At 62.8% G+C, this 20,230-nt stretch carries 15 protein-coding genes; 8 read left to right on the top strand and 7 right to left on the bottom strand.

All coding sequences use genetic code 11. The annotated features are described in order from the left end of the window. Nucleotides 1-22: 22 nt before the first annotated feature. Nucleotides 23-628: a peroxidase-related enzyme gene (locus tag OKW44_RS16550; protein ID WP_018423267.1), complete on the bottom strand. Its 606-nt coding sequence runs from the start codon at nucleotides 626-628 to the stop codon at nucleotides 23-25. Between the two features lie 177 nt (nucleotides 629-805). Between OKW44_RS16550 and OKW44_RS16545 the strand changes: the two genes are divergently transcribed. The 6 genes from OKW44_RS16545 (at nucleotide 806) to OKW44_RS16520 (ending at nucleotide 6,890) form a co-directional block, all read left to right on the top strand. Continuing rightward, a complete protein-coding gene (locus OKW44_RS16545) occupies nucleotides 806-1,222 on the top strand; it encodes a cupin domain-containing protein (RefSeq protein WP_018423268.1) in 417 nt (138 codons plus the stop codon). Nucleotides 1,223-1,492: 270 nt separating this feature from the next. Continuing rightward, entirely contained in the window at nucleotides 1,493-2,512 is a 1,020-nt protein-coding gene (locus tag OKW44_RS16540; protein ID WP_026226308.1) for a rhodanese-like domain-containing protein, read from the top strand. 247 nt (nucleotides 2,513-2,759) lie between these two features. Further along, nucleotides 2,760-2,981, top strand: a complete 222-nt coding sequence (locus OKW44_RS16535; protein WP_026226309.1) for a hypothetical protein — start codon at nucleotides 2,760-2,762, stop codon at nucleotides 2,979-2,981. A gap of 268 nt (nucleotides 2,982-3,249) precedes the next feature. Beyond that, on the top strand, nucleotides 3,250-4,059 hold the full coding sequence (locus OKW44_RS16530) for a gamma-glutamyl-gamma-aminobutyrate hydrolase family protein (protein ID WP_084754324.1): 810 nt from the start codon (nucleotides 3,250-3,252) through the stop codon (nucleotides 4,057-4,059). Continuing rightward, nucleotides 4,052-5,386, top strand: a complete 1,335-nt coding sequence (locus OKW44_RS16525; RefSeq protein ID WP_018423272.1) for a glutamine synthetase family protein — start codon at nucleotides 4,052-4,054, stop codon at nucleotides 5,384-5,386. The genes OKW44_RS16530 and OKW44_RS16525 overlap by 8 nt, the downstream gene beginning before the upstream one ends. 49 nt (nucleotides 5,387-5,435) lie before the next feature. Further along, nucleotides 5,436-6,890, top strand: coding sequence for an aspartate aminotransferase family protein (locus OKW44_RS16520; RefSeq protein WP_018423273.1), 1,455 nt, complete (start codon nucleotides 5,436-5,438; stop codon nucleotides 6,888-6,890). A gap of 245 nt (nucleotides 6,891-7,135) precedes the next feature. Here the strand turns inward: OKW44_RS16520 and OKW44_RS16515 are convergent, their stop codons facing one another. From OKW44_RS16515 to OKW44_RS16490, 6 genes are all read right to left on the bottom strand, one after another. Continuing rightward, complete coding sequence (locus OKW44_RS16515; protein ID WP_026226310.1) at nucleotides 7,136-9,109, bottom strand: alkaline phosphatase family protein; 1,974 nt, start codon at nucleotides 9,107-9,109, stop codon at nucleotides 7,136-7,138. A 1,003-nt stretch (nucleotides 9,110-10,112) separates the two neighbouring features. Beyond that, nucleotides 10,113-10,385, bottom strand: a complete 273-nt coding sequence (locus OKW44_RS16510) for a hypothetical protein (RefSeq protein WP_018423275.1) — start codon at nucleotides 10,383-10,385, stop codon at nucleotides 10,113-10,115. 524 nt (nucleotides 10,386-10,909) lie between these two features. Then, entirely contained in the window at nucleotides 10,910-11,938 is a 1,029-nt protein-coding gene (locus tag OKW44_RS16505; protein ID WP_018423277.1) for an ABC transporter substrate-binding protein, read from the bottom strand. 25 nt (nucleotides 11,939-11,963) lie between these two features. Further along, nucleotides 11,964-12,758, bottom strand: a complete 795-nt coding sequence (locus tag OKW44_RS16500) for a hypothetical protein (RefSeq protein ID WP_018423278.1) — start codon at nucleotides 12,756-12,758, stop codon at nucleotides 11,964-11,966. 44 nt (nucleotides 12,759-12,802) lie between these two features. Next, nucleotides 12,803-15,712: a TonB-dependent siderophore receptor gene (locus OKW44_RS16495; protein WP_162634070.1), complete on the bottom strand. Its 2,910-nt coding sequence runs from the start codon at nucleotides 15,710-15,712 to the stop codon at nucleotides 12,803-12,805. Nucleotides 15,713-15,808: 96 nt separating this feature from the next. Next, nucleotides 15,809-17,869, bottom strand: coding sequence for a PepSY domain-containing protein (locus OKW44_RS16490; protein ID WP_018423280.1), 2,061 nt, complete (start codon nucleotides 17,867-17,869; stop codon nucleotides 15,809-15,811). Nucleotides 17,870-18,142: 273 nt separating this feature from the next. On the opposite strand from OKW44_RS16490, the gene OKW44_RS16485 reads away from it, so the two are divergent. Together OKW44_RS16485 and OKW44_RS16480 are read left to right on the top strand one after the other, a co-directional pair. Continuing rightward, entirely contained in the window at nucleotides 18,143-18,808 is a 666-nt protein-coding gene (locus OKW44_RS16485) for a response regulator transcription factor (protein ID WP_018423281.1), read from the top strand. Continuing rightward, nucleotides 18,805-20,223 (top strand): ATP-binding protein, encoded by a 1,419-nt coding sequence (locus tag OKW44_RS16480; RefSeq protein ID WP_018423282.1) that lies wholly within the window; start codon nucleotides 18,805-18,807, stop codon nucleotides 20,221-20,223. The genes OKW44_RS16485 and OKW44_RS16480 overlap by 4 nt, the downstream gene beginning before the upstream one ends. Nucleotides 20,224-20,230: the final 7 nt, after the last annotated feature.

The following is a 20,230-nucleotide window of genomic DNA, read 5'->3' as shown; positions in this document are numbered from 1 at the left end:
GCTGAAGCGATTCCAGTCGAGGCTAGTTTTTCGGTGCATCCGCCGCGGCTTTCGGCACACGCCCCATCAGATAGAACTCGTCGTTCGGACGCATCGAGATCACGTTGGCCATCCGGTTCGACAGCCCGAAAAACGCGGTGATTGCCGCGATGTCCCAGATGTCTTCATCGGTGAAGCCGTGGCCGCGCAGTGTCTGGAAGTCTTCTTCGTCGACCGTGCCCGACGCGCGGCACACCTTCAGCGCGAAATCGAGCATCGCCTTCTGGCGGTCCGTGATGTCGGCCTTGCGGTGATTGACCGCGACCTGATCGGCGAGCAGCGGCGCTTTTTCGTAGATGCGCAGAATCGCGCCGTGGGCGACCACGCAGTAAAGACAATCGTTGACCGCGCTCGTCGCGACCACGATCATCTCCCGCTCGCCTTTCGTTAGACCGCCCTCCTTCAGCATCAACGCATCGTGATAAGCGAAGAACGCGCGGAATTCGTCGGGCCGATACGCGAGCGTCAGAAACACGTTCGGCACGAAACCCGCTTTCTCCTGCACTTCGAGAATGCGGGCACTGATGTCTTCGGGCCACTCGCTCGGCTCGGGGACCGGGTAGCGGCTGATGGGCTGAAGCGTGGCCATGCGCTGTCTCCGTGATCTCTGTCGGGGTATGCCGACCATTGTAGCAACGCGATTTCGCGGCCGCCCGCGCTTCACCAGGTCCGCTCGAACACGTCCGACATTGCCGCCCGTATCGTCTAGACTTTCAGTTCGGCATGCGTGAAGCCGCCCGGCACGGCGGCGACGAAAGGAGCGACCATGTCAAACGTTACGCACGACGCGCGGGCCCCGGTGGTCAAGGTGCGCCCCGAACGGGAAATGGCGACGATGCAGCGGCTGCCCTATTTCCTCGGCATTTCGGCGAGCACCGCGGGCAGCACCGGCCTGTCGATGTACATGGTCGTAGTCCCGCCTGGCGGCCATGCGGAGCCGCACTTTCACGCCGACTACGAGACCGCGATCTATATGCTCGAAGGCAAGATCGAGACGCGCTACGGCCCGGGCTTGCGCGAGTCGGTCATCACCGAGCCGGGCGACTTCCTGTTCATTCCGCCGGGCGTGCCGCATCAGCCGTTCAATCTCGACGCCAACGCCGCGGCGCGCGCGATCGTCGCGCGCAATCACGCGGACGAGCATGAGCGCGTGGTGCCCTATGATCCGTCCGAGGATGCGTGAGGCAACGGGCCTCTTCCCGGACCGCCTCGCCTGAAGCGAGGCAAATCATGCTTCTCAAACCGGTTTGATCCACTTGCCGCGCGGCGCATGCAGGCCGCGCCGCGTCGTGCGCCGCGCCCATTCGTCGGTCGCGCGCGATTTCGTCTGCGTTCTTTCACGACGCCGACTCGCCACCTGTGCTTAAATCCGTCTTTCGCGTCGCTCGTGGCATGTATCGGCCTCGGCGCGGACGATTCTTTTTTCTTTTATTGGCTTATCAGGAGCGCGGTTGTGTGGCATTTCCCGGTCGCTATTCCACCGTCTGCCGGCGTGTGGGCCGTCTTCGCGAGCGTGCTCGTCACGCAGCTCGGCATGCCGATTCCGGCCGCCCCGACGCTGATTCTCGCTGGAACGATGGCCGCGGTGGGAGAAGCCTCGTACGTCAACATGATCTGCGCGGCGGTCGGTGCGACGCTGATCGCCGACTCGCTGTGGTTTTTCACCGGACGCGCGTACGGTCGCCGTCTGCTCAATTACCTCGTGCGCTTCTCTCTGTCGCTGGACACCACGGTACGCGTCGCGCGCAATACCTATGAGCGCTATGGCGCACCGATTCTAACCGTCGCCAAGTTCCTGCCCGGTCTCGGCCTGATTTCCGCGCCGCTGCTTGGCACGACCGCTATCGGCGTCGGCGTGTTTCTGTGGTGGGACATGGTCGGTGCCACGCTGTGGGCCAGCGTCTGGGTGATCGGCGGCGGCGCCCTGCACCACCAGATCGTGCAAATGCTGCTGCTCGTGCGACACAACGGCGGCACGATCTTCGATACGTTCGCGGTGATCTTCGCGGCGGTTCTGGTGTATCGCTGGCTGCGCCGCTTGCAGTTTCGTCGCTGGCTCGCGCATACGCGCATTACGCCCGATCAGCTCGACGCGATGATGAAGTCGAACGAACCGCCGCTGATTCTCGACGCGCGCCCGAGCACCGTGCGCGAAAAGGAATCGCACCGCATTGCCGGCGCCCGGCCGCTCGATCTCGAGTCGCCCGATCCGATTCATCCGGAATACCTGGAGCGGCCGATCGTCGTCTATTGCGTGTGTCCCAACGAAGCGACCGCTAAGCGCATCGTCAGGCAATTGCATCGGAAGAACATTCATCATGTGCGCGCGCTGAAGGGCGGTCTCGATGCGTGGGAAAAGCACGGCTATCCGATCGAGCCGCTGCCGCCCGACTTCAATACGGCGATGGCGCACATGCTCGAAGACAAAGGCAACGAAGGCGAATACACGGTGCGCGCACGTCTCGCGGAGTGAATGAGCAGTAGACGAAACACGCGGCATCACGCTCGATGCCGCTTTGCCAAAATCCAAAAATAAATTGACGGCATTTTTAGCTCGTATATCCTAGCTATTGGAAGATCGCGTGGGCGGCGCGGCGAATTGAGCTACTACCGTCTAGTACCATTTCTTCTCGATCAGCCCGTGTCCTGTTTCTTCAATATCCGCTGTGGATTCGAAACAGGCCGTTCAATACCCTCAACTACGCCAGTCGAGTGTCATCGTGAGAGTCCGAGGCCCTTTGGTGAATTGGAATCGCAGTCAGGCGCGTTGTACTTGCGCTGACGGCGCCAGCGCCGACGGCAGCAACGGCAGCCTTGCGTTTCGCCGCTTTCTGTCCGTCATCACAGTCCTGTCGCGTCGTTCCGTTCGACGCCGCAACGTCCTCTCCGCGCGCGCGTTCATCGCGGTGCGCACAGACGAAGTCGCTTCGCTGCTGCCGTAGCGCCTCTCCTCTTTCATCTCTTTTCGCTGTTCGATTCGTCCGTTTGCACGCGTTTTCGCGAGCTGGCTGCTTGCGTCCGCGCGGCACTGACTGATCACCGCGCATCGCGACGGATTCAATCGAACCGCTTCTAATCTGGTAAGCGCTGCGCGTTATTGCGCGGATTCGCTTTGGCGTCGACTCGCCTTCGCGTTTTCCCACCTCGCCGCGCGCGCTATTTAACGCCGTTCACGTGATGTGCGGCGTGGGATCGACACGCCTATTCGTTATGCGAAACCAGCCAATAGTAGGAGTCACCGCCGATAGAACGATGCTCGGCGCTCATCCGTCGCACGTGGTCGGCGAAAAGTACATCGCCGCGATCGTCGAGGGCTCCCACGCGCTCGCGATGCTGGTGCCGGCTTTCGCTGGACGTCAGCGCATCGACGATGTGCTCGCCGCCGTCGACGGCTTGTTATTCACCGGCAGCTATTCGAACGTCGCGCCGCAGCGTTACGGCGGCACTTCGACCGAGCCCGACACATTGCACGACCCCGCGCGCGACGCAACCGCGTTGCCGCTGATCCGCGCGGCGGTTGCGACGGGCATACCCGTTCTCGCCATCTGTCGCGGTTTGCAGGAAATGAACGTCGCGTTCGGCGGCACCTTGCATCAAAGCGTTCATGCGGTCGGCGGACTGAACGACCATCGCGAGAACAAGGACGACTCGCTCGACGCGCAATACGCCGCATCGCATTCGATCGTACTGACGCGCGGCGGCATGCTGCAGCGCCTCGCCGGCTGCGCCCACGAAGCGCGGGTGAATTCATTGCACGGTCAGGGCATCGCGCGACTAGGCGTAGGCCTCGAGGTCCAAGCCCTCGCAGCGGACGGCCTGATCGAAGCGATCAGCGTCAGTAACGCCCGCGCATTCGCGCTCGGCGTGCAATGGCATCCGGAATGGAAACATGCTGACGACGCGTTATCGACCGCGATATTTCGCGCCTTCGGCGACGCGTGTCGCCAGCGCATGAATACACGAAACCCTGCACACATGACCCAGGATGCGGACCAAAACAGAGAGAACAATCATGCATGACATCGACGAATTTCTGAAAAAGCATCACGTCACCGAAATCGAAGCAATTATTCCTGACATGGCCGGCATCGCGCGCGGCAAGATCATTCCGCGCAGCAAGTTCGAATCGGGCGAATCGATGCGTCTGCCGCAGGCGGTGATGATTCAGACCGTCACCGGCGACTATCCGCAAAGCGATTCGCTGACCGGCGTCACCGATCCCGACATGGTGTGCGTACCCGACGCGAGCACGATCCGGATGATTCCGTGGGCAGTCGACCCGACCGCGCAGGTGATTCACGATTGCGTGCATTTCGACGGCACCCCGGTCGAAATCTCGCCGCGCTCCGTGTTGCGGCGCGTGCTCGATCTATATAAGGCGCGCGGCTGGAAACCGGTGATCGCGCCCGAGCTCGAGTTCTATCTGGTCGACATGAACCGCGATCCCGATCTGCCGTTGCAACCGCCGGTCGGACGTACGGGTCGCGCGGAAACCGGACGCCAGGCGTATTCGATCGAAGCGGTCAACGAATTCGACCCGTTGTTCGAAGACATCTACGAGTACTGCGACGTGCAGGAACTCGAAGTCGATACGCTGATACACGAAGTCGGCGCCGCGCAGATGGAAATCAACTTCATGCACGGCGATCCGCTCAAGCTCGCGGACAGTGTGTTTCTCTTCAAGCGCACCGTGCGCGAAGCGGCGTTGCGTCACAAGATGTACGCGACTTTCATGGCGAAGCCGATGGAAGGTGAACCCGGCTCGGCGATGCACATGCATCAAAGCCTCGTCGATATGGAAACCGGCCGCAACCTCTTCACCGCCGCCGACGGCGAGCCGACCTCGCTGTTCACCGGCTATATCGCCGGCTTGCAGAAATATACACCGGCGCTGATGCCGATCTTCGCGCCGTACATCAATTCGTACCGGCGTCTGTCGCGTTTCATGGCCGCGCCGATCAATGTCGCGTGGGGTTATGACAATCGCACGGTCGGCTTCCGGGTTCCGCATTCCGCGCCGGTCGCGCGCCGCATCGAGAACCGGATTCCAGGTGTCGATTGCAATCCGTACCTGGCGATTGCCGCGACCCTGGCGGCGGGCTATCTCGGCATTACAGAGCGGCTCGCCGCGACCGAACCGCTGGCGAGCGACGGCTATGCGTTGCCCTATCAATTACCGCGCAATCTCGAAGAAGGCTTGACGTTGATGAGCGCGTGCGAGCCGATTGCCGAAGTACTCGGCGAGCGGTTCGTCCGCGCGTATCTCGCGTTGAAAGAGACCGAATACGAAGCGTTTTTCCGCGTGATCAGTTCGTGGGAACGCCGGCATTTGCTGCTGCACGTTTGAGTGCTGCGGGCCAATCGGTCAATGAGAACCTTGAAAAGACGGAGGCAGTATGAGCTATAAGACTGAAGACGTGATGTATGCGGAAAAGGAAACGTCGCAGCATTGCGATACGAAAGACGCGCCGACCTCGCAAGCCACATCGCGCAGCACCGCCGAATACCGCGCGCTCGATGCCGCGCATCACATCCATCCGTTCTCGGATATGGGCCCGCTCAATCGCGCGGGTTCTCGCGTGATCGTCAAGGCGCAAGGCGTGTACCTGTGGGACTCGGAGGGCAACAAGATCATCGACGGCATGGCGGGGCTCTGGTGCGTGAACGTCGGCTACGGCCGCCAGGAGCTGGCCGACGCAGCATTCCGGCAGATGCGGGAACTGCCGTACTACAACACGTTCTTCAAGACGACGCATCCGCCCGTGATTGAACTGTCTGCCCTGCTCGCCGAACTGACGCCCGCGCCATTCAATCACTTCTTCTACTGCAACAGCGGCTCGGAAGGCAACGACACCGTGCTGCGCATCGTCCATCAATACTGGGCGACGCAGCGACAGCCCGCGAGGAAGTTCGTCATCGCGCGCAAAAACGCTTATCACGGGTCGACGATCGCGGGCGGCACGCTCGGCGGCATGGCTTATATGCATGAGCAGATGCCATCGAAAGTCGAGAACATCGTACATATCGATCAGCCCTATTTCTTCGGCGAAGCGGCAAGCGATCAGACGGCGGAAGAATTCGCACTGGCTCGCGCGCGGCAGCTCGAAGCGAAGATTCTCGAACTCGGTGCGGACAATGTCGCCGCATTCATCGGTGAGCCTTTCCAGGGAGCGGGCGGCGTGATTTTTCCGGCTGAGACGTATTGGCCGGAAATCGAGCGCATTTGCCGCAAGTACGACGTGCTGCTCGTCGCGGACGAAGTGATCGGCGGCTTCGGCCGAACCGGCGAATGGTTCGCGCATCAGCACTTCGGCTTCGAGCCGGACCTGATCACGCTCGCGAAGGGACTGACGAGCGGTTACGTGCCGATGGGGGCTGTCGGTCTACATGATCGCGTCGCCCGCGCACTGATCGACAACGGTGACTTCAATCATGGCCTCACCTACTCAGGGCATCCAGTGGCGGCGGCCGTCGCGCTTGCGAATCTGAAACTGCTGCGCGACGAGAGGATCGTGGAGCGCGTCAAAGCGGATACAGGTCCGTACTTTCAAAAGAAGCTGCGTGAGACGTTCGCCGGTCATCCTATCGTTGGCGAGGTCAGCGGCGCGGGTCTCGTGGCGGGCGTGCAACTCGCCGAGGGGCCGCTCGAGCGCAAGCGCTTCGCGAATGGCGGCGATGTCGGTACGATGTGCCGCGACTTCTGCTTCAACGGCAATCTGATCATGCGCGCGAGCGGCGACCGGATGTTGCTGTCGCCGCCGCTCGTGGTCAGCCGGCCGGAAATCGACGAAATCGTCTCAAAGGCAAAAGCGGCGATCGATGCCACGGCGCGGCAGGTGGGCATCCGATAGCACTGCGTGGTTGCGATTCAGTTTCCCTCAGCCCTCGAGTGCCCGCTCAGCCTTCAAATCGCCCAACCCTCCGGGACGCGCGGCAACCGGCCCGGAGATACATCGAACGCGGACCCGAGGACGTGCCCGTGCGCCACAGCGGAATCAACCGTGTGGCGCCCTGATGGAGCCCCCGTGACCGCCGCCGGAACGCGCGGCGGTCCTACTTTACGTTGTACCGGTCGCGCGAGCGTTCCAGGTTATGGTCAGAAAGGCCACCAGCCCTTACCGCCGTTGCCTGCATCATGGTCCGGATGCGACCCGTCATGATGCCCGTGCGTGTCGGAGTCCCGGTCGAAGTCGAAAAGATCGAACAGGTCGCCGATCGCGGGCGCATTGACCGGCACGTATGGGTTATCGCTGTACTGGACCGGGTTCGGCAAGTTGTCACGACTACGTCCGGTAATCGGTGGCAGCCCCCAGTTGCGTTCGATGAACTTGACCAACGACGCGTGATCCGCATAGCCGTGCGAAATGCGCCCGCCAGCGGAATACTTCGACACTGCGATCATGGGGATGCGCGAGCCGTCACCAAAGTAGTCGATGGGCTGCACATAGCCGGAATCGTAGTAGCCGCCGCCCTCGTCGGTGGTGATGAGGATCGCCGTAGTGGCCCATAGCTTCGGATCGCTCTTCACCGCGTCGACCAGTTTCCTCACGAATGCCTCGTAAAGCCCAAACTTCGACGATGTCGGATGCCCATCGAGCAGTCCGCCAGGCTTCACGAACGACACAGCTGGCAGATTGCCCGCCTGGATATCCGCATACAGGTCTGGCAAGTCCGCAAGATGTGTGTCCCGGACGTGCTTTTTCGTCATGATCGACGTCTCGTACAGGAACGGATTGCAGATGTTGCAGTAGACGCTTGTCGACGGATCCTTGATGAAGCTGTTCCAGCCCTCCCCGTAGTACTTCCACGGGATCTTGCGATCAAGCAGCGTGTCCCCGACGGTGCGCACGGGTGACGGGGGGATCGTGAACGGCGACTTCGTTCTGTCGAGCACCGTGCCGTCGCCGTTATATCCCGGGTTGTAATTGTTGAGCAGGTAATAGTGCTTCGGCGCGCAGTTCGGCTTGGGATCGTAGGGCAGCGATTCAAGGTATTGGCGGATCGCGCCGACGCCGGGCTGGCCCGGGTCCGAACAGTTGCTATAGCTGCCCCCCGAGTAACCGTCCTGGATGTACCAGTTGTTGGTGCCGGCCAACGGATCAACGTTCTCGATCTGATCCGACGGCGGCGTTGCCGCATTGCCGTTGCCGTCGGTGTAGTAGTACGCATCAGCCGCACCGATCATGATGCTGTTCGCCCCGGTTCCGCCCATCACCGGCTGGTGATAGTTATCGCTCATCGCGTATTGCTGGGCCAGTTTCGTGAAGTACGGCATGTCGCCGTTGTTCACGTTGTAGAAGCCAAGCGCATTCGAGCCTTCGCCGGTGGTCTGATCGGTAAAAGGCGTCGGTTGCGGCTTGCCGTTGCTGCCCGCGCCGATGGTGGTTTCCACCCATGCGAACAGATCGCCGAGGCACCCGCTCGGATTCTCGCGGCTCGCATGTGCGACGGCACAATCCGCTTGCTGCCACGCCTGATAGAAGCGGTGCACCGGACCGCCCATGTACGCATCGTAGAGTGGCGGCTGCAACAGATATGGACCGCTCGGCAACGCGTTGTAGTTGGCCACCCGCGAATCCTTTACATCCTTCGGCAGTCCGGTCGCGCCGCTCAGCAACTGATCGATGTCGGACGCCTCGAGTGCGGTGCCTTCGGCCTGCACGGCCGCATCGTGAGTCGCGAAAGGTGGCGGACTTGCGTCGCTAGCCGCCGTCGGCGCACCGCCGGTATTGGGGGCCGGTAGCGGCATGTACGGGGTTTTGTTCGGCGGGGCTAACGCAAATTTTGCCGGCCCAACCAATTGCGCTTCGTATTGCTGCGCCTGGTTGAAGTTGGGGCCCGGCGAACCATCCGCATTGACGATGCCCCGCGACAGCAGATTCCACACTGATTGGCCTTGCGGGGGTTGGTAGGTGCCGAACACGTGGTCGAACGTTCGGTTTTCGCCGACAACGATGATCACATGCTTGATTGGCGTTAGGGTCTGGGCCGCATGATCGTCCCTTGCCGCAGACACCCCTGTGGGCATCGTAGCGAATGCGAGCGCGGCCGCTCCCGCAACTGCTGACATCGAAAGTCGTAGGTACAGCTTATTGCATCGTTGTGACAGGTGGAATGTCGCCATTTGCCGTCTCCTTACCGTTGGTTACAACGGTAAGACCTTAGGGTTCCTGCGTGAACATGGAGAGTCGCTCGCATTACAGTTGGCTGTCGTCGGACTGCCTGAACGCATTGCGTCCACGATAGGGCGATTGATTACTGACAAGTGTCCGAAACGGCCGAACCATGACTATGAATGGCCGGTTATCTACTTCGGCGGCATGACATTTGCGGAGTGTTCCGGAAAGGACAGCGGCGGCGTGTCGATTGGCAATAGGCATGGCCGTCGCACGCCGGCATCATATGCCTGCAACTGGCCAAACGCGCTGGGGCGTGGAACGCTCGCCTGACGGATGCAGATTCGCCGCATCCATTTCCTCATCATGCCCTTGGGCTGAACCTGTCGACGGATCGTTTGATCGATCGATCCGGATCGATACGTCATCGGAAACTGAACGTCGCTCCGAAAGCGAGTTGTTCAGACCAGCGCGCGCCCTTACCATTCAACGATGGCCTTGTATCGAGTGCCGTCTTTCATCCGTCTAACGCATCACAGGACCCACCCATGACCCACCAGATCGTTTTGCTCCCTGGTCTGCTCTGCGACGACGCAGTGTGGTTTTGCGCCGTTTGCGAGATGCTATTCGTAACCCACGGGTGCGTGTCCCCTTCGTCGGCAACTACGTGCCAGCTGTGACCAGTATCACGGAAGGCAGGACAGGCTACCTATATCGAGATGTGGCGCGGTAGCAGTCCACCCCGGGACCTGCTAATCATGACACTCGATCCGATCTCGTTCACAAGCGGTCTCCTTGCTGTTTTTTTACTGCCAACCGAAGCACCGTATAGCTCGATTGTGAGACCGGCGGCGCAAATCATGAACTAGCGTCGTTCCGGCGTGACTCGCCGTCACTGCGATCCTCACCTGGATCGGCACACTTTTCGCAGATCAGCCGTTGCAGTGAGACTCGCCATCATCCATTGCAATCGCAGCTCTGCGGCATGCACAGCGCGGCGAAGCGCATCGCGGGACTCGCTTCGGTGGGCGGGAATACGCACCATTCACCATTGTCATGGCGGAAGAAAAACATCGACAGCATGCCGGTCGGGCGCCGCGTCTGCACCAGTGCATAGCGCCGCCGGTTCGCCGGCGTGTGCCCGAAGCGCATGACGCGGACGGGGTTCGCCAGTCCCAGGCCAAGCCACTTGTCGACCAGCGAGTGCAGGGAATTATCGGCGGCGCGCATGTCTGCTCTCCTTCGGCTGCAATGGATATACCGTGCCTTGACCCGGTGGCAGCGAACGCTCCTGATGGTGCGGGAGCGCTTGCACGGCAAAGATCCGAACTGCTGACCACGATCCAACAATAGCGGCGCCGGATAAACACAATCTGAAATCTGCATTACAAAAATTTAAGGAATTCTTAGGGTTGCCTTTAATGCGCAGCCGTACTGTGCCTCCAACCTATTCGAGCGACCCGTTCCAGGTGCTCGCGAGACCGTCGCGCATCGCATTGCTTTTTGCAGCGAGACGCCCAGCCCCTGGCTCCCGCCCGAGGAGCGGCAGGCGGTGCTGCGGCGGTTCTATCGCGCGGAGACGAGCAGGCATACAGCCGGCAGCAGCCTTGGGCTCAGCCTCGCCGCCGCCGTCGCGACGATGCACGGGATGGCGCTACGCTTGAACGACGTCGCGACCGGCTGCAGCATCGCGCTGTATGCGCCGCGCGGGCGGAACGCAGCCGCACGGCCCCGCGCGAATAAAACGCTTCTGCTCAGTGCAGCGTACGCAGCGCTTCATCGACGAACGCATTGGTGTAGGTCCGATCGACCTTCACCGACCCGTAAGCCGGATTCGCCGCGGCGAGCACCTGCCACTCCTTCGTCGCGCCGTCGTCCGGCATGCGTCCGTCGTTCGCGAACATCGGGATCTCCTCCTTCAACACCTTCAGATAAGCCACGCGGTCCTTGCCGCTGATCTCCGGCGGAATGACAGCCAGGAGCTGCTCGGGGGAATGGGAATTGATGTACTGCAGCGTGCGCACGAACGCGCCGGCCAGGTGCCGCGCAATCTCCGGATGCGCCCGAACGCGTGCGCCCGACATGTAGACCGTGCTCGACGGAAACAGCGTGCCCAGACTCCGGCGCGTGCCGTCGACCGACGTCAGGTCCGCGAACACCGTGGCCACGCCTTTCGACTCGTAGAGATCCCCGTCGGGCGTCGGCGCGACGACGAAATCGGCGCTTCCGTCACGCAGCGCGTCGATGTTCTTCTCCTTGCCGTCCGTCCCGAGCCGCGTGTAATCGCCGATGCCGTGACCGCCCGCCAGCATGAGCGCGTTCGCGACCGTGCTCTTCGACGACCCGGCGCCGCCCGCAATGAACCGCGCGCCCTTGAGGTCAGTCACGCTCTGGTATTTCTCCCTTGCCTGGTTCGCGACGAGCACCTTCGCGCCCGGCGTCACGCCGAGCGTGACAACGGCCTGCGTATCGATGCCGTGCGCCTGGTTAACCACGTTGTGATGGTAGTAGGCGACCACCGCGTCGACCCGTCCGTCATTCAGCATGTCGGCCGTCGACACGTCGTCGCGGATGTTCATGACAGTCACGGCCATCTTGCCGTCGTTCAGATAGCCGAGACGCTCCGCCAGCACCACAGGGAAATTGCGGATGGCCTTAATCTCGTCGACGAGCAGGACGATGCGTTGCGGCGCCGCATCGGCAGCGGGCGTGGCCGGTTCGGCGGCGCTTGCCTGCCCACCGACGAGGCAAGCGGCAACGAGCGTAAGTGCGATTTTTTTCATCGGATCTTCCTTGCGAGCAGAGAGCTCATTGACTTACGGCGATGGGATCGGCGATCACCACCTGTTCTTCGGTGCGCACGTTCTTCTTGCTGTCGCTGATCGCTTTCCATTCAGGGTTGTGCGTCAGGCGCTCGCGGACTTTGTGCACCACCGCCTCGCGCGCGCTGAGGGCCGCCTCGTCCCGGTACTGCAGGAGTACCATCGCGGTCCACTGGCGGCCTGCCGGAAACTGGCTCGTATAAAGCGAATAGCTCGACAGGACGCCCTCGTCCATCCATCCCTTGAATTGCGGAATCACATAGGCGTCCGCGTACTTCTCGTAGTCGCCGGCTGAGACCAGGGTCTTGTACGGGATGACCACGTAGACCGGATTCGCCGCCTTCGCGTCGAGCGCCTCCGCGCGTTTGGTATCAACCGGCGTCGTATGGATTGAAGTCGTCACCGCGAGCGCCTTACCGGACAGCGCCGCGGGCTGCGCCTGCTCGAGGGTACGCCAGCGGTACAGGTCGTCGGGCGTCGCGAACGTCAGCAAGGCCATTGCGTCCCAGTTGTCCGAATCGGCATAGCGATTGAACAGCAGGCTGTATTGCCTGATTCGCCCGTCGTGCTTCCAGCGCGCGAGCTCGCGCGCGGTCGACTGCGCCAGCTCGTGGCGCAACGCGGGCCGGTTCGCGGGCAAGGTCTGGTAGGTGATGATCAGCGACAGCGCGTCGTTATCCGACGGCTCTGTCGCCCGCGCCGCGCTGGGGGGCAGCATGCCCGCCAGTACGACCGCGATGGCGAAGACACGGCCGATGGCCCGAATGGAGAGAAGATTCATGATGATTCGGTGAAGGTTGGGCATGGAAAGGGCTCCACGTTTGTTCAGAAATCGATCTTGGCCACCATCCGCACGCTGCGGTCCATTCCTGTGCCAAGCGTGCCGGTCTGCACCGAGTTCCAATAACGCTTGTTGAACAGGTTGTCGACGGCCACCCTGATGTCGACGTGCTTGCCGGCGATCCGCGTCGCGTAGCTGGCGCCGAGCGAGTAGATGGTGTAACCGGGGATGTAGCCCTGGTTCTGCGGGTTCACCGGGCGCTTCGTGATGAACGATGCACGCACCGTGAGCGACAGGCCGGGGAGCCAGAGCGGACGGTGCGTCAGTGCGATGTTGCCGATCCACTTCGGCGTATTCTCCGGCGTACGGCCCTTGATCGTCATGTCGAATTCCGGGTTCTGGACCGCGTGCAGGTACTGGACGGCTTCGGACAGCGACCACTGGCGCGAGATGTCCTGCGTGAGCACGGCTTCCGCGCCCCGGTATTCGATCGTGCCGTCGTTGGCGAAAATCTGCGTAGCCGGATTGGTCACCGCGTTCGCGCGCGTGATGTCGAACACGGACGCGCTGAACTGCAACCACCTGAAGTAGTGATCGCGCACGCCGAACTCGTACTGCGTCGACACCGCGGGCGCAAGGACCTGGTAGGCGTTCTTCGCGTTTGCGGGGGCGACGCCGCCATCCTCGATGCCTTTCATGTAGCTGGCGAACAGCGTGGTGGTCGGCAGCACGTCGTAGAGAATCCCGAATGCCGGAGACCCGACCCAGGTCGATGACGACACCACGCCGTCGTTCGACGACGACCGGCTCTCGCGGAAGCCGAGCAGCAACTTCCACTTCGACCCGATGCCAATCATGTCGTAGGTATAGAGGCCGGTATCCGCGTTGACCTGCTTTGGCAGCGACGTGTCGGGATGGGTCGGCACCGGAGTGGGCAACGGGATGGGATCGAAGATGTTGACCCGCACCGGCAACACGATCGTGTTTTGTCTGGGTGTCTCGGCGATGCGCTCGCTGCGCGACACGCCGAACGTGATGTCGTGCGAGAGCGGACCCGTGGCGAATTGACCGAGCAGTTCTGCCCGCTTGTACTTGTTGAAGTAGAGCTGCCTCACCTCACTGACGGTCGGGATGCCGCCTGCCCCGGTGAACACGTTGTATCCGCCGATCCGGGTCGTCGAGCGCGAGCGATCCGAATCCGACTGACCGATTTCGACGAGCGCCTTCCAGCCGGGCGCAATGTCGTAGTCGACCCGCCCCTGGACGTTCGTCGTCTTCGCGGAGAAAACCGCCCACGGGCCCGACAGCAGATTCCTCGGATCGGGCACGCGCGGCAACGTGATGTGTCCGTTGACCGCAGTCGGCAGGCTGATGCTGCCCTGCTCGACGACGTCCTTCCGATAAGTCTCGACATCGAACTGGAAATGCAGGCGGTTGGTGACCTGCCAGTCGGCGCCAACGCTGCCGAACCAGCCGCGCCCATTGGCGCCGTGCACACCATTTTCGAGGTGCGTATCGGATGCGTTCACGCGGAGGCCGACCTGCTTTTCGCTGCCGAATCGATGGCTAACGTCGGCCGCGACGCCGAACTGCCCGAACGAGTTGCCGAGCAGCGCCACCGAGGCGACGTCCCTGTCCATCGGCGCGCGCTTCGTCACCATGTTGAGGATGCCCGCGGGGCTTGCAACGCCGAACATCAGCGCGTTCGCGCCCTTCAGCGTCTCCACGCGCTCCTTGTCCTCCGCCGGCACCGACATCACGTTCGCGGTCGGCAGGCCGCCGTTGAGCCGGTAGTTCGCGAACAGGTTGACCTTGATGCCGCGAATGCTGGCCGCGTCGGCAGGGCTGCCCGACGAGTTGGTCGGCGCGACGCCGGCCTGGTTCTTGACCGCGTCGGTCACGCCTTCCGTCGCCGTCTGCAGCGCGCCGGCGCCCATCACCTCCTTGGTCATCGGCAGCGATTGCGTGTTGCCGAGCGCCTGCGCGTCGAGTCGCGCCGTAATCACCGACGTCGCCGGCACGAGCTGCCTCGGTTCGTACAACGCCGCGGCATCGCGGATCCGCCCTCGCAATTCATCCCGGATCTTCTCGGCCTTCTTCACGAGCACCTCCTGGTCGTCGCCGACGCGGTACGGCATCACCACGCCGAGCGCGCCGATCGTAGCGCCGCCGGCGTCCTGCAGCGGCAGTTCCACTTCGAGGCGATCTCCTTCGCGGCCGACCTCGACATGCGGCTTGCCGGTCTCGATGACACGCCGGTCGTCCGCATCGGCAGGCTTGCCGATGCGCCCGATGTTCGACGCGATGATCGGATAGTCGCCGCCCCCGCCCGGGCGCGCCACGTGCATCACGAGCGCCATCACGTCGCGGCGCTTGCGGATCACCTCGTCGACGAGCGTCTGCGCGTACGGATTCTCCGGAATGCCTTTGGTCGGGAGCACCGGATCGAAGAGTTCGTTCCCGTAGCGGATCTGCCGGCTCAGCTCGTCGCGGATGAGTGCGCCCGCCCGGATCAACGCCTCCTTGTCGAGCCCCGACCCCGGCGGATACGGGAACGTCACTTCGACTTCGCCGATCACTTTGCGCGTGACGTCGAGCAGCGGCAGATGCACCTCGACGTTCTGGTCGCCTCGCTTGTTCACTTCCACGAACGGCGTACCGGTCTTGACCACGTCGAGATCGTCGGGGTCCGACTTCCTGCCGATCCGGTTCGCGGACTTGGCTGCGACGATGACGCTTTCCGCTCCTCCGGGGGGGCGCATATGAAGATCCAGCTCGACGAGCTCCGGGTGCAGCGCGACCGTGCGGTCCACCAGCTGCTGCGCGTAGAGCTTCGCATGTCCGGGCTGCGGCGCGAGTGCATTCTCGCGCGTGCCACCGTCGGCCTGCGCGTAGAGCGCCGGCGAAAACAACACCATGACGGCCATTGCCACCATCGTTCTTCCAATCACCACGGTCTCCTCCAGCTTGATTGGATTATTGGTCTTCGATCCGGTCCGCCGCGGCGGGCATCGCGCCGGATGGCACGATGCCCGCGTTTGCCCCGCCGGTCAGATGTCCAGCACCAGCAGATCCCCTTTCGCGCGCGAACAGCAGGGTGTGAAATGTCCGTGCCGCTCCCGTTGCGCGGCGGTCAGCACGCAGTCGAGATGGTCGACTTCGCCGACGATCACCCGCGTGATGCAGGTGCCGCAGACACCCTGCTCGCACGACGTCGGGATCCTGACGCCGTGTTCGGCCAGCGACGCGACAACGGACTTGTGCTCGGGAATCCGGTACACCTTGCCCGTGCTGACGAGCTGCACGTCGAACGCATGCGTCGCCGTGGGCTTCTGCGCAATCGACGCGAAGCGCTCGCAGTGCAGTTGACGCTCGGGCCAGCCGCGATTCCGTGCGGCGCACAGCACCGCATCGATGAACCCCGCGGGTCCGCATATGTACAGATGCGTGCGAGGCGACTGACTGTCGAGCACGCGCTCGATGTCGAAGCGTTGCTCCGCGCGTTCGTCGCTGAAGTGGAACCTGGCCCGGCCGGCGAACGGCGCCCGCACGAGCCGCTGCACGAACGCCGCGCGCGACTGCGAGCGTGCGCAATAGTGCAGCTCGAAATCGGCGTGGCGCCGCGCGAGCCGTTCCGCCATGCCGAGGATCGGCGTGATGCCGATCCCTCCCGCAAGCAGCAGCGAACGCGGCGCGGTCTCATCCAGCGCGAAGTGATTGACCGGCACACCAATGTCGAGCAGATCGCCTTCGTCAACCCGCTCGTGCATGGCCGCCGATCCGCCGCGCGAATCCGCAACGCGCAGCACGGCGATCAGGTAGCGCCGCCGCTCGCGCGGATCGCCGCACAGCGAGTACTGGCGCACGAGACCGTCGCCAAGATGCACGTCGATATGCGCGCCGGCCGCGAACCGCGGCAGTTTGCGTCCCGCCGGATCCGTCAATTCGAACGCGCACACACCGTCGGCCTCGACCGTTTTCTTCGCGACGCGCACGGTCAGGCGTGCGTCGCTCGCAACCGGACGCCACGTGCGCCGCAGGACGTTCCGGACGCCGGTGTAAGCGAGTACCGGAACGCACAGCGCGCCGAACAGCAGCAACAGTCGCCCGAATACACCGCCAATCGCGCCGGTGTGCCACGACAACGCCCAGAAATACAGCTTGTGCCCGACGCTGCTCCGCGAATACGGAACGAACCGCAGCACCTTGCCCGTGTATGCGTCGATGAACAACATCGTACGTGCATTCGGATGCGGCGCCGCGCGATCGATCAGGTACATCTCTACCGGGTCACGCGATTTCTCGGGGATGTGCAGCAGCGCATCCTGCGGGTCGGGCGACAGTGCCTGTGCGGTGCGCCAGGAGCTTTCGAGCGTTTGCCGCCTTGCGCCGTTCGCGGGCACGGCCGATTTCGGCGGACTGGCGGGCTGCGGTGAACCGGTGATCGCATAGATGCCGTGCGCGTACCAGTCGAACGCCCACGGCAGCCCGGTCAGCACCGTCAGCAGCAGGATCGCGCTGGCATAGAGACCGATCGTCCGATGCAGCCGATACGTGAATGCCTGTCCACGCGCGCCGGGTCCGGTCGTGAACGCGACTCGCCAGCCGTGACGTGAGCGTGGCCACCAGAGCGCGATGCCGCCACCGATCATCAGCATGCCGAACAGGAGCGCGCTCGTGCCGGTAATCACGTTGCCGTGCTTCATGAAGCGGAACTGATGAATCTGCTCGAGCGTGCCGAGCAGGCCACCGTAGCGCGAGCGTTCGCCCAACACGTCTCCAGTGCAAGGATTGAGGTAGACGAACACCTGATCGGTGAAGCGCACCATCGCTGACGGCATGCGCGGCGCATGGTGCTTGCCGGCGACCAGCCGAATGTAGTCGAGCGTCGCAGACGGCCGGGATGCGGCCGCATTCGCGGTCAATGTGTCAAGCGGTACGCGCGCCGCGCAGGTCGGCACCGTCAGCAGATCGCGATTGAGCACCGGCTCGAGGCTGGGCCGGAATGCGATGGATGCGCCCGTGATCGCCATCAGGAGAATCACGACCCCGACGGTCAGGCCGCACCAGCGATGGATCTGCAAGACGAGCGGACGGATTGCGGGTTTCATGGGTTGCCTGGGCGACGACTGTTGATGTCCATCATCTTTGTCGGCGAACCTGAATGAAGTCTGAATTCAGCGCAAAGTCGGGGTAAGTCCCAACTCATTGTGCGTGACTTATCGCCCCACGACCCACATTCGCGCTTCCAACCTGAAACAGACGCGAACGCTTCCTGAATTTGCGTTCAGAAAAATCGGGAAAACCCCCGCAGGGCCATGCTTCGCTTGTCACGGACATCCGCTTGCGCTAGCCTGAAATTCCCTCGCGTTCGCGCTTTTATCATGAAGATCCTTATCGTCGAAGACCAGCGCAAGCTCGGCCTGTACCTCAAGCAGGCGTTAAGCGAACGCGCGTATACGGTGACGTGGGTTGAAAGTTGCGCCGAGGCGCGCGAAGCGCTATGCGAGTCGAGCTATGACGTCATCGTGCTCGATCTCGGCTTGCCCGACGGTGATGGCCTGGAGCTGCTTCGCGAATGGCGCGCGGCCGGATTCAATGAGCCGGTGTTGATCCTCAGCGCGCGCGACGCCGTCGAGGATCGCGTCAAGGGCCTCGATGTCGGCGCCGATGACTACCTGCCTAAGCCGTTCAGCCTGGAAGAACTGCTCGCGCGCATGCGCTCGCTGCTTCGCCGCCAATCGTCCGTCAAGGAAACCGTGCTTCAGCATGAGGGCATCAAGCTTGACCTGCTGAGCCACACCGTCCATCTGAACGGCAAGCCGATCGATCTCACCAGCCGCGAGTTCGCGTTACTGGAAGTCTTCCTGCAGAATCCCGGCCGCATCCTGACCCGGACGCTGATAGCGGAGAAGATCTGGGAATCCCATTACGACGTCGACACCAACCTGCTCGACGTTTACATGAGCCGGCTGCGCGGCAAGTTCGAGGCGCCGCTCGGCAAGCCGCTGTTCAAGACGGTGCGCGGCGTCGGTTACCAGCTGCTATGAAATCCATCGGCGCGCGGCTCGCCATCTGCTACGTACTCGCTTCGACTGTCACGTTCGCGGCGCTGTTTCTTGCCGGAAGGTATTTCATCGAACATCACGCGATCCACGCGCTGGATCTGCTCAACCAATCTGAGTTCGAACAGATTCGCGCCGGCCAGACCGCGCTCGGCGCGAAGCCGACGGAGGCGGAGCTGCGCCAGCGTGTGCAGGCGATGATGTCCGGCAATCTGGAACTGTTCTTTACGGAGATCTACGGGCCCGGTGGTACGGTGGTGTTTCGCTCACCGGAGCTTAACGGTCGCGATATTGCCCCGTCGCCTCGCGACCAGGCGTTCAATGCGAATATCGATGGGCTGGGCGAACTGCGCGCGGGCGAGTTCGCGCTCGGACCGTACACGGTCGTGTTGGCAACGACGAAGGAGCACGTGCGCGTGGTGATGAGCGCGTACGAGCATACCTTTTACGGGCTGCTGATCGTCATGATCGCGGTCAGCAGCGTGATCGGCTACGGCTTCAGCCGAATGGCGCTACGGCCGCTGCGGCTGATCCAGGACACGGCCGACCACATCCGCTCGGACAATCTGAGCGAGCGCATTCCGTTGTCAGGCGCGCGCGACGAGATTTCGGACCTGGCGCGCCTGCTCAACCAGATGTTCGACCGTCTCGAAGCGTCGTTCGACCAGATCCGGCGGTTTACAGCTGAGGCCTCCCACGAACTCAAGACGCCCCTGACGCTAGTGCGCCTGCAAGCCGAGAAACTGGTCGTCGACGGTCAGTTGACGCCAGCGCAGGAACAGGCGGTGCAAATTCAGATCAAGGAACTCGCGCACCTCAACCGCATCATCGAGGACCTGCTGTTCCTGTCGCGTGCCGACGCACACGCGATTTCGCTCGATCTGAGGCCGCAGGACCCGGAACTGTTCCTGCAGAACTTCGCGCAGGACGCCCACGTACTCGCCGAACACCGCGAGCAGCGCTTCTTCCTGACCCATCACGGCAGCGGACAGGCCGCAATCGAGTCGAAATGGATCCGCCAGGTGCTCCTGAACCTGCTCAGCAACGCACTGGCGGCCTCGCCTCCGGGAAGCCGCGTCACCTTGCGTTCCACGCTGGTGAACCAATGCTGGCAGGTCCGCGTGGAGGACGAGGGTCCCGGCGTAGCCGCCGAACAGCGCGAGCGCATCTTCGAACGCTTCGTGCGCATCCGTCGTCCGGGCGACGAAGACAAGGGCAGCGGCCTGGGCCTCGCCATCTGCCGCAGTATCGTCGAGCTGCACGGCGGCCACATCTTCGCGGAGGCCGGGCCGGACGGCCGCGGCTTGTCGATGGTCTTCGAGATTCCCGCCGTCACGCCGTCCGACACCGCGGACAATACCCCCTTCAAAGCGCCGCTCCATTCCACCGACGCCGCCTGAGCATACC

It is taken from the genome of Paraburkholderia lebeckiae (genome assembly GCF_050436325.1).
Lineage (GTDB): Bacteria > Pseudomonadota > Gammaproteobacteria > Burkholderiales > Burkholderiaceae > Paraburkholderia > Paraburkholderia tuberum.
The sequence above is the reverse complement of the archived record's forward strand: the minus strand, read 5'-3'. Positions and strand labels throughout refer to the sequence as shown.

Bases quoted from the DNA above. Each gene is read 5' to 3' on its own strand.
- OKW44_RS16550 (WP_018423267.1), bottom strand. From the start codon at position 628: ATGGCCACGCTTCAGCCCATCAGCCGCTACCCGGTCCCCGAGCCGAGC.
- OKW44_RS16545 (WP_018423268.1), top strand. From the start codon at position 806: ATGTCAAACGTTACGCACGACGCGCGGGCCCCGGTGGTCAAGGTGCGC.
- OKW44_RS16530 (WP_084754324.1), top strand. From the start codon at position 3,250: ATGCGAAACCAGCCAATAGTAGGAGTCACCGCCGATAGAACGATGCTC.
- OKW44_RS16525 (WP_018423272.1), top strand. From the start codon at position 4,052: ATGCATGACATCGACGAATTTCTGAAAAAGCATCACGTCACCGAAATC.
- OKW44_RS16520 (WP_018423273.1), top strand. From the start codon at position 5,436: ATGAGCTATAAGACTGAAGACGTGATGTATGCGGAAAAGGAAACGTCG.
- OKW44_RS16515 (WP_026226310.1), bottom strand. From the start codon at position 9,109: ATGTCAGCAGTTGCGGGAGCGGCCGCGCTCGCATTCGCTACGATGCCC.
- OKW44_RS16510 (WP_018423275.1), bottom strand. From the start codon at position 10,385: ATGCGCGCCGCCGATAATTCCCTGCACTCGCTGGTCGACAAGTGGCTT.
- OKW44_RS16505 (WP_018423277.1), bottom strand. From the start codon at position 11,938: ATGAAAAAAATCGCACTTACGCTCGTTGCCGCTTGCCTCGTCGGTGGG.
- OKW44_RS16500 (WP_018423278.1), bottom strand. From the start codon at position 12,758: ATGAATCTTCTCTCCATTCGGGCCATCGGCCGTGTCTTCGCCATCGCG.
- OKW44_RS16490 (WP_018423280.1), bottom strand. From the start codon at position 17,869: ATGAAACCCGCAATCCGTCCGCTCGTCTTGCAGATCCATCGCTGGTGC.
- OKW44_RS16485 (WP_018423281.1), top strand. From the start codon at position 18,143: ATGAAGATCCTTATCGTCGAAGACCAGCGCAAGCTCGGCCTGTACCTC.
- OKW44_RS16480 (WP_018423282.1), top strand. From the start codon at position 18,805: ATGAAATCCATCGGCGCGCGGCTCGCCATCTGCTACGTACTCGCTTCG.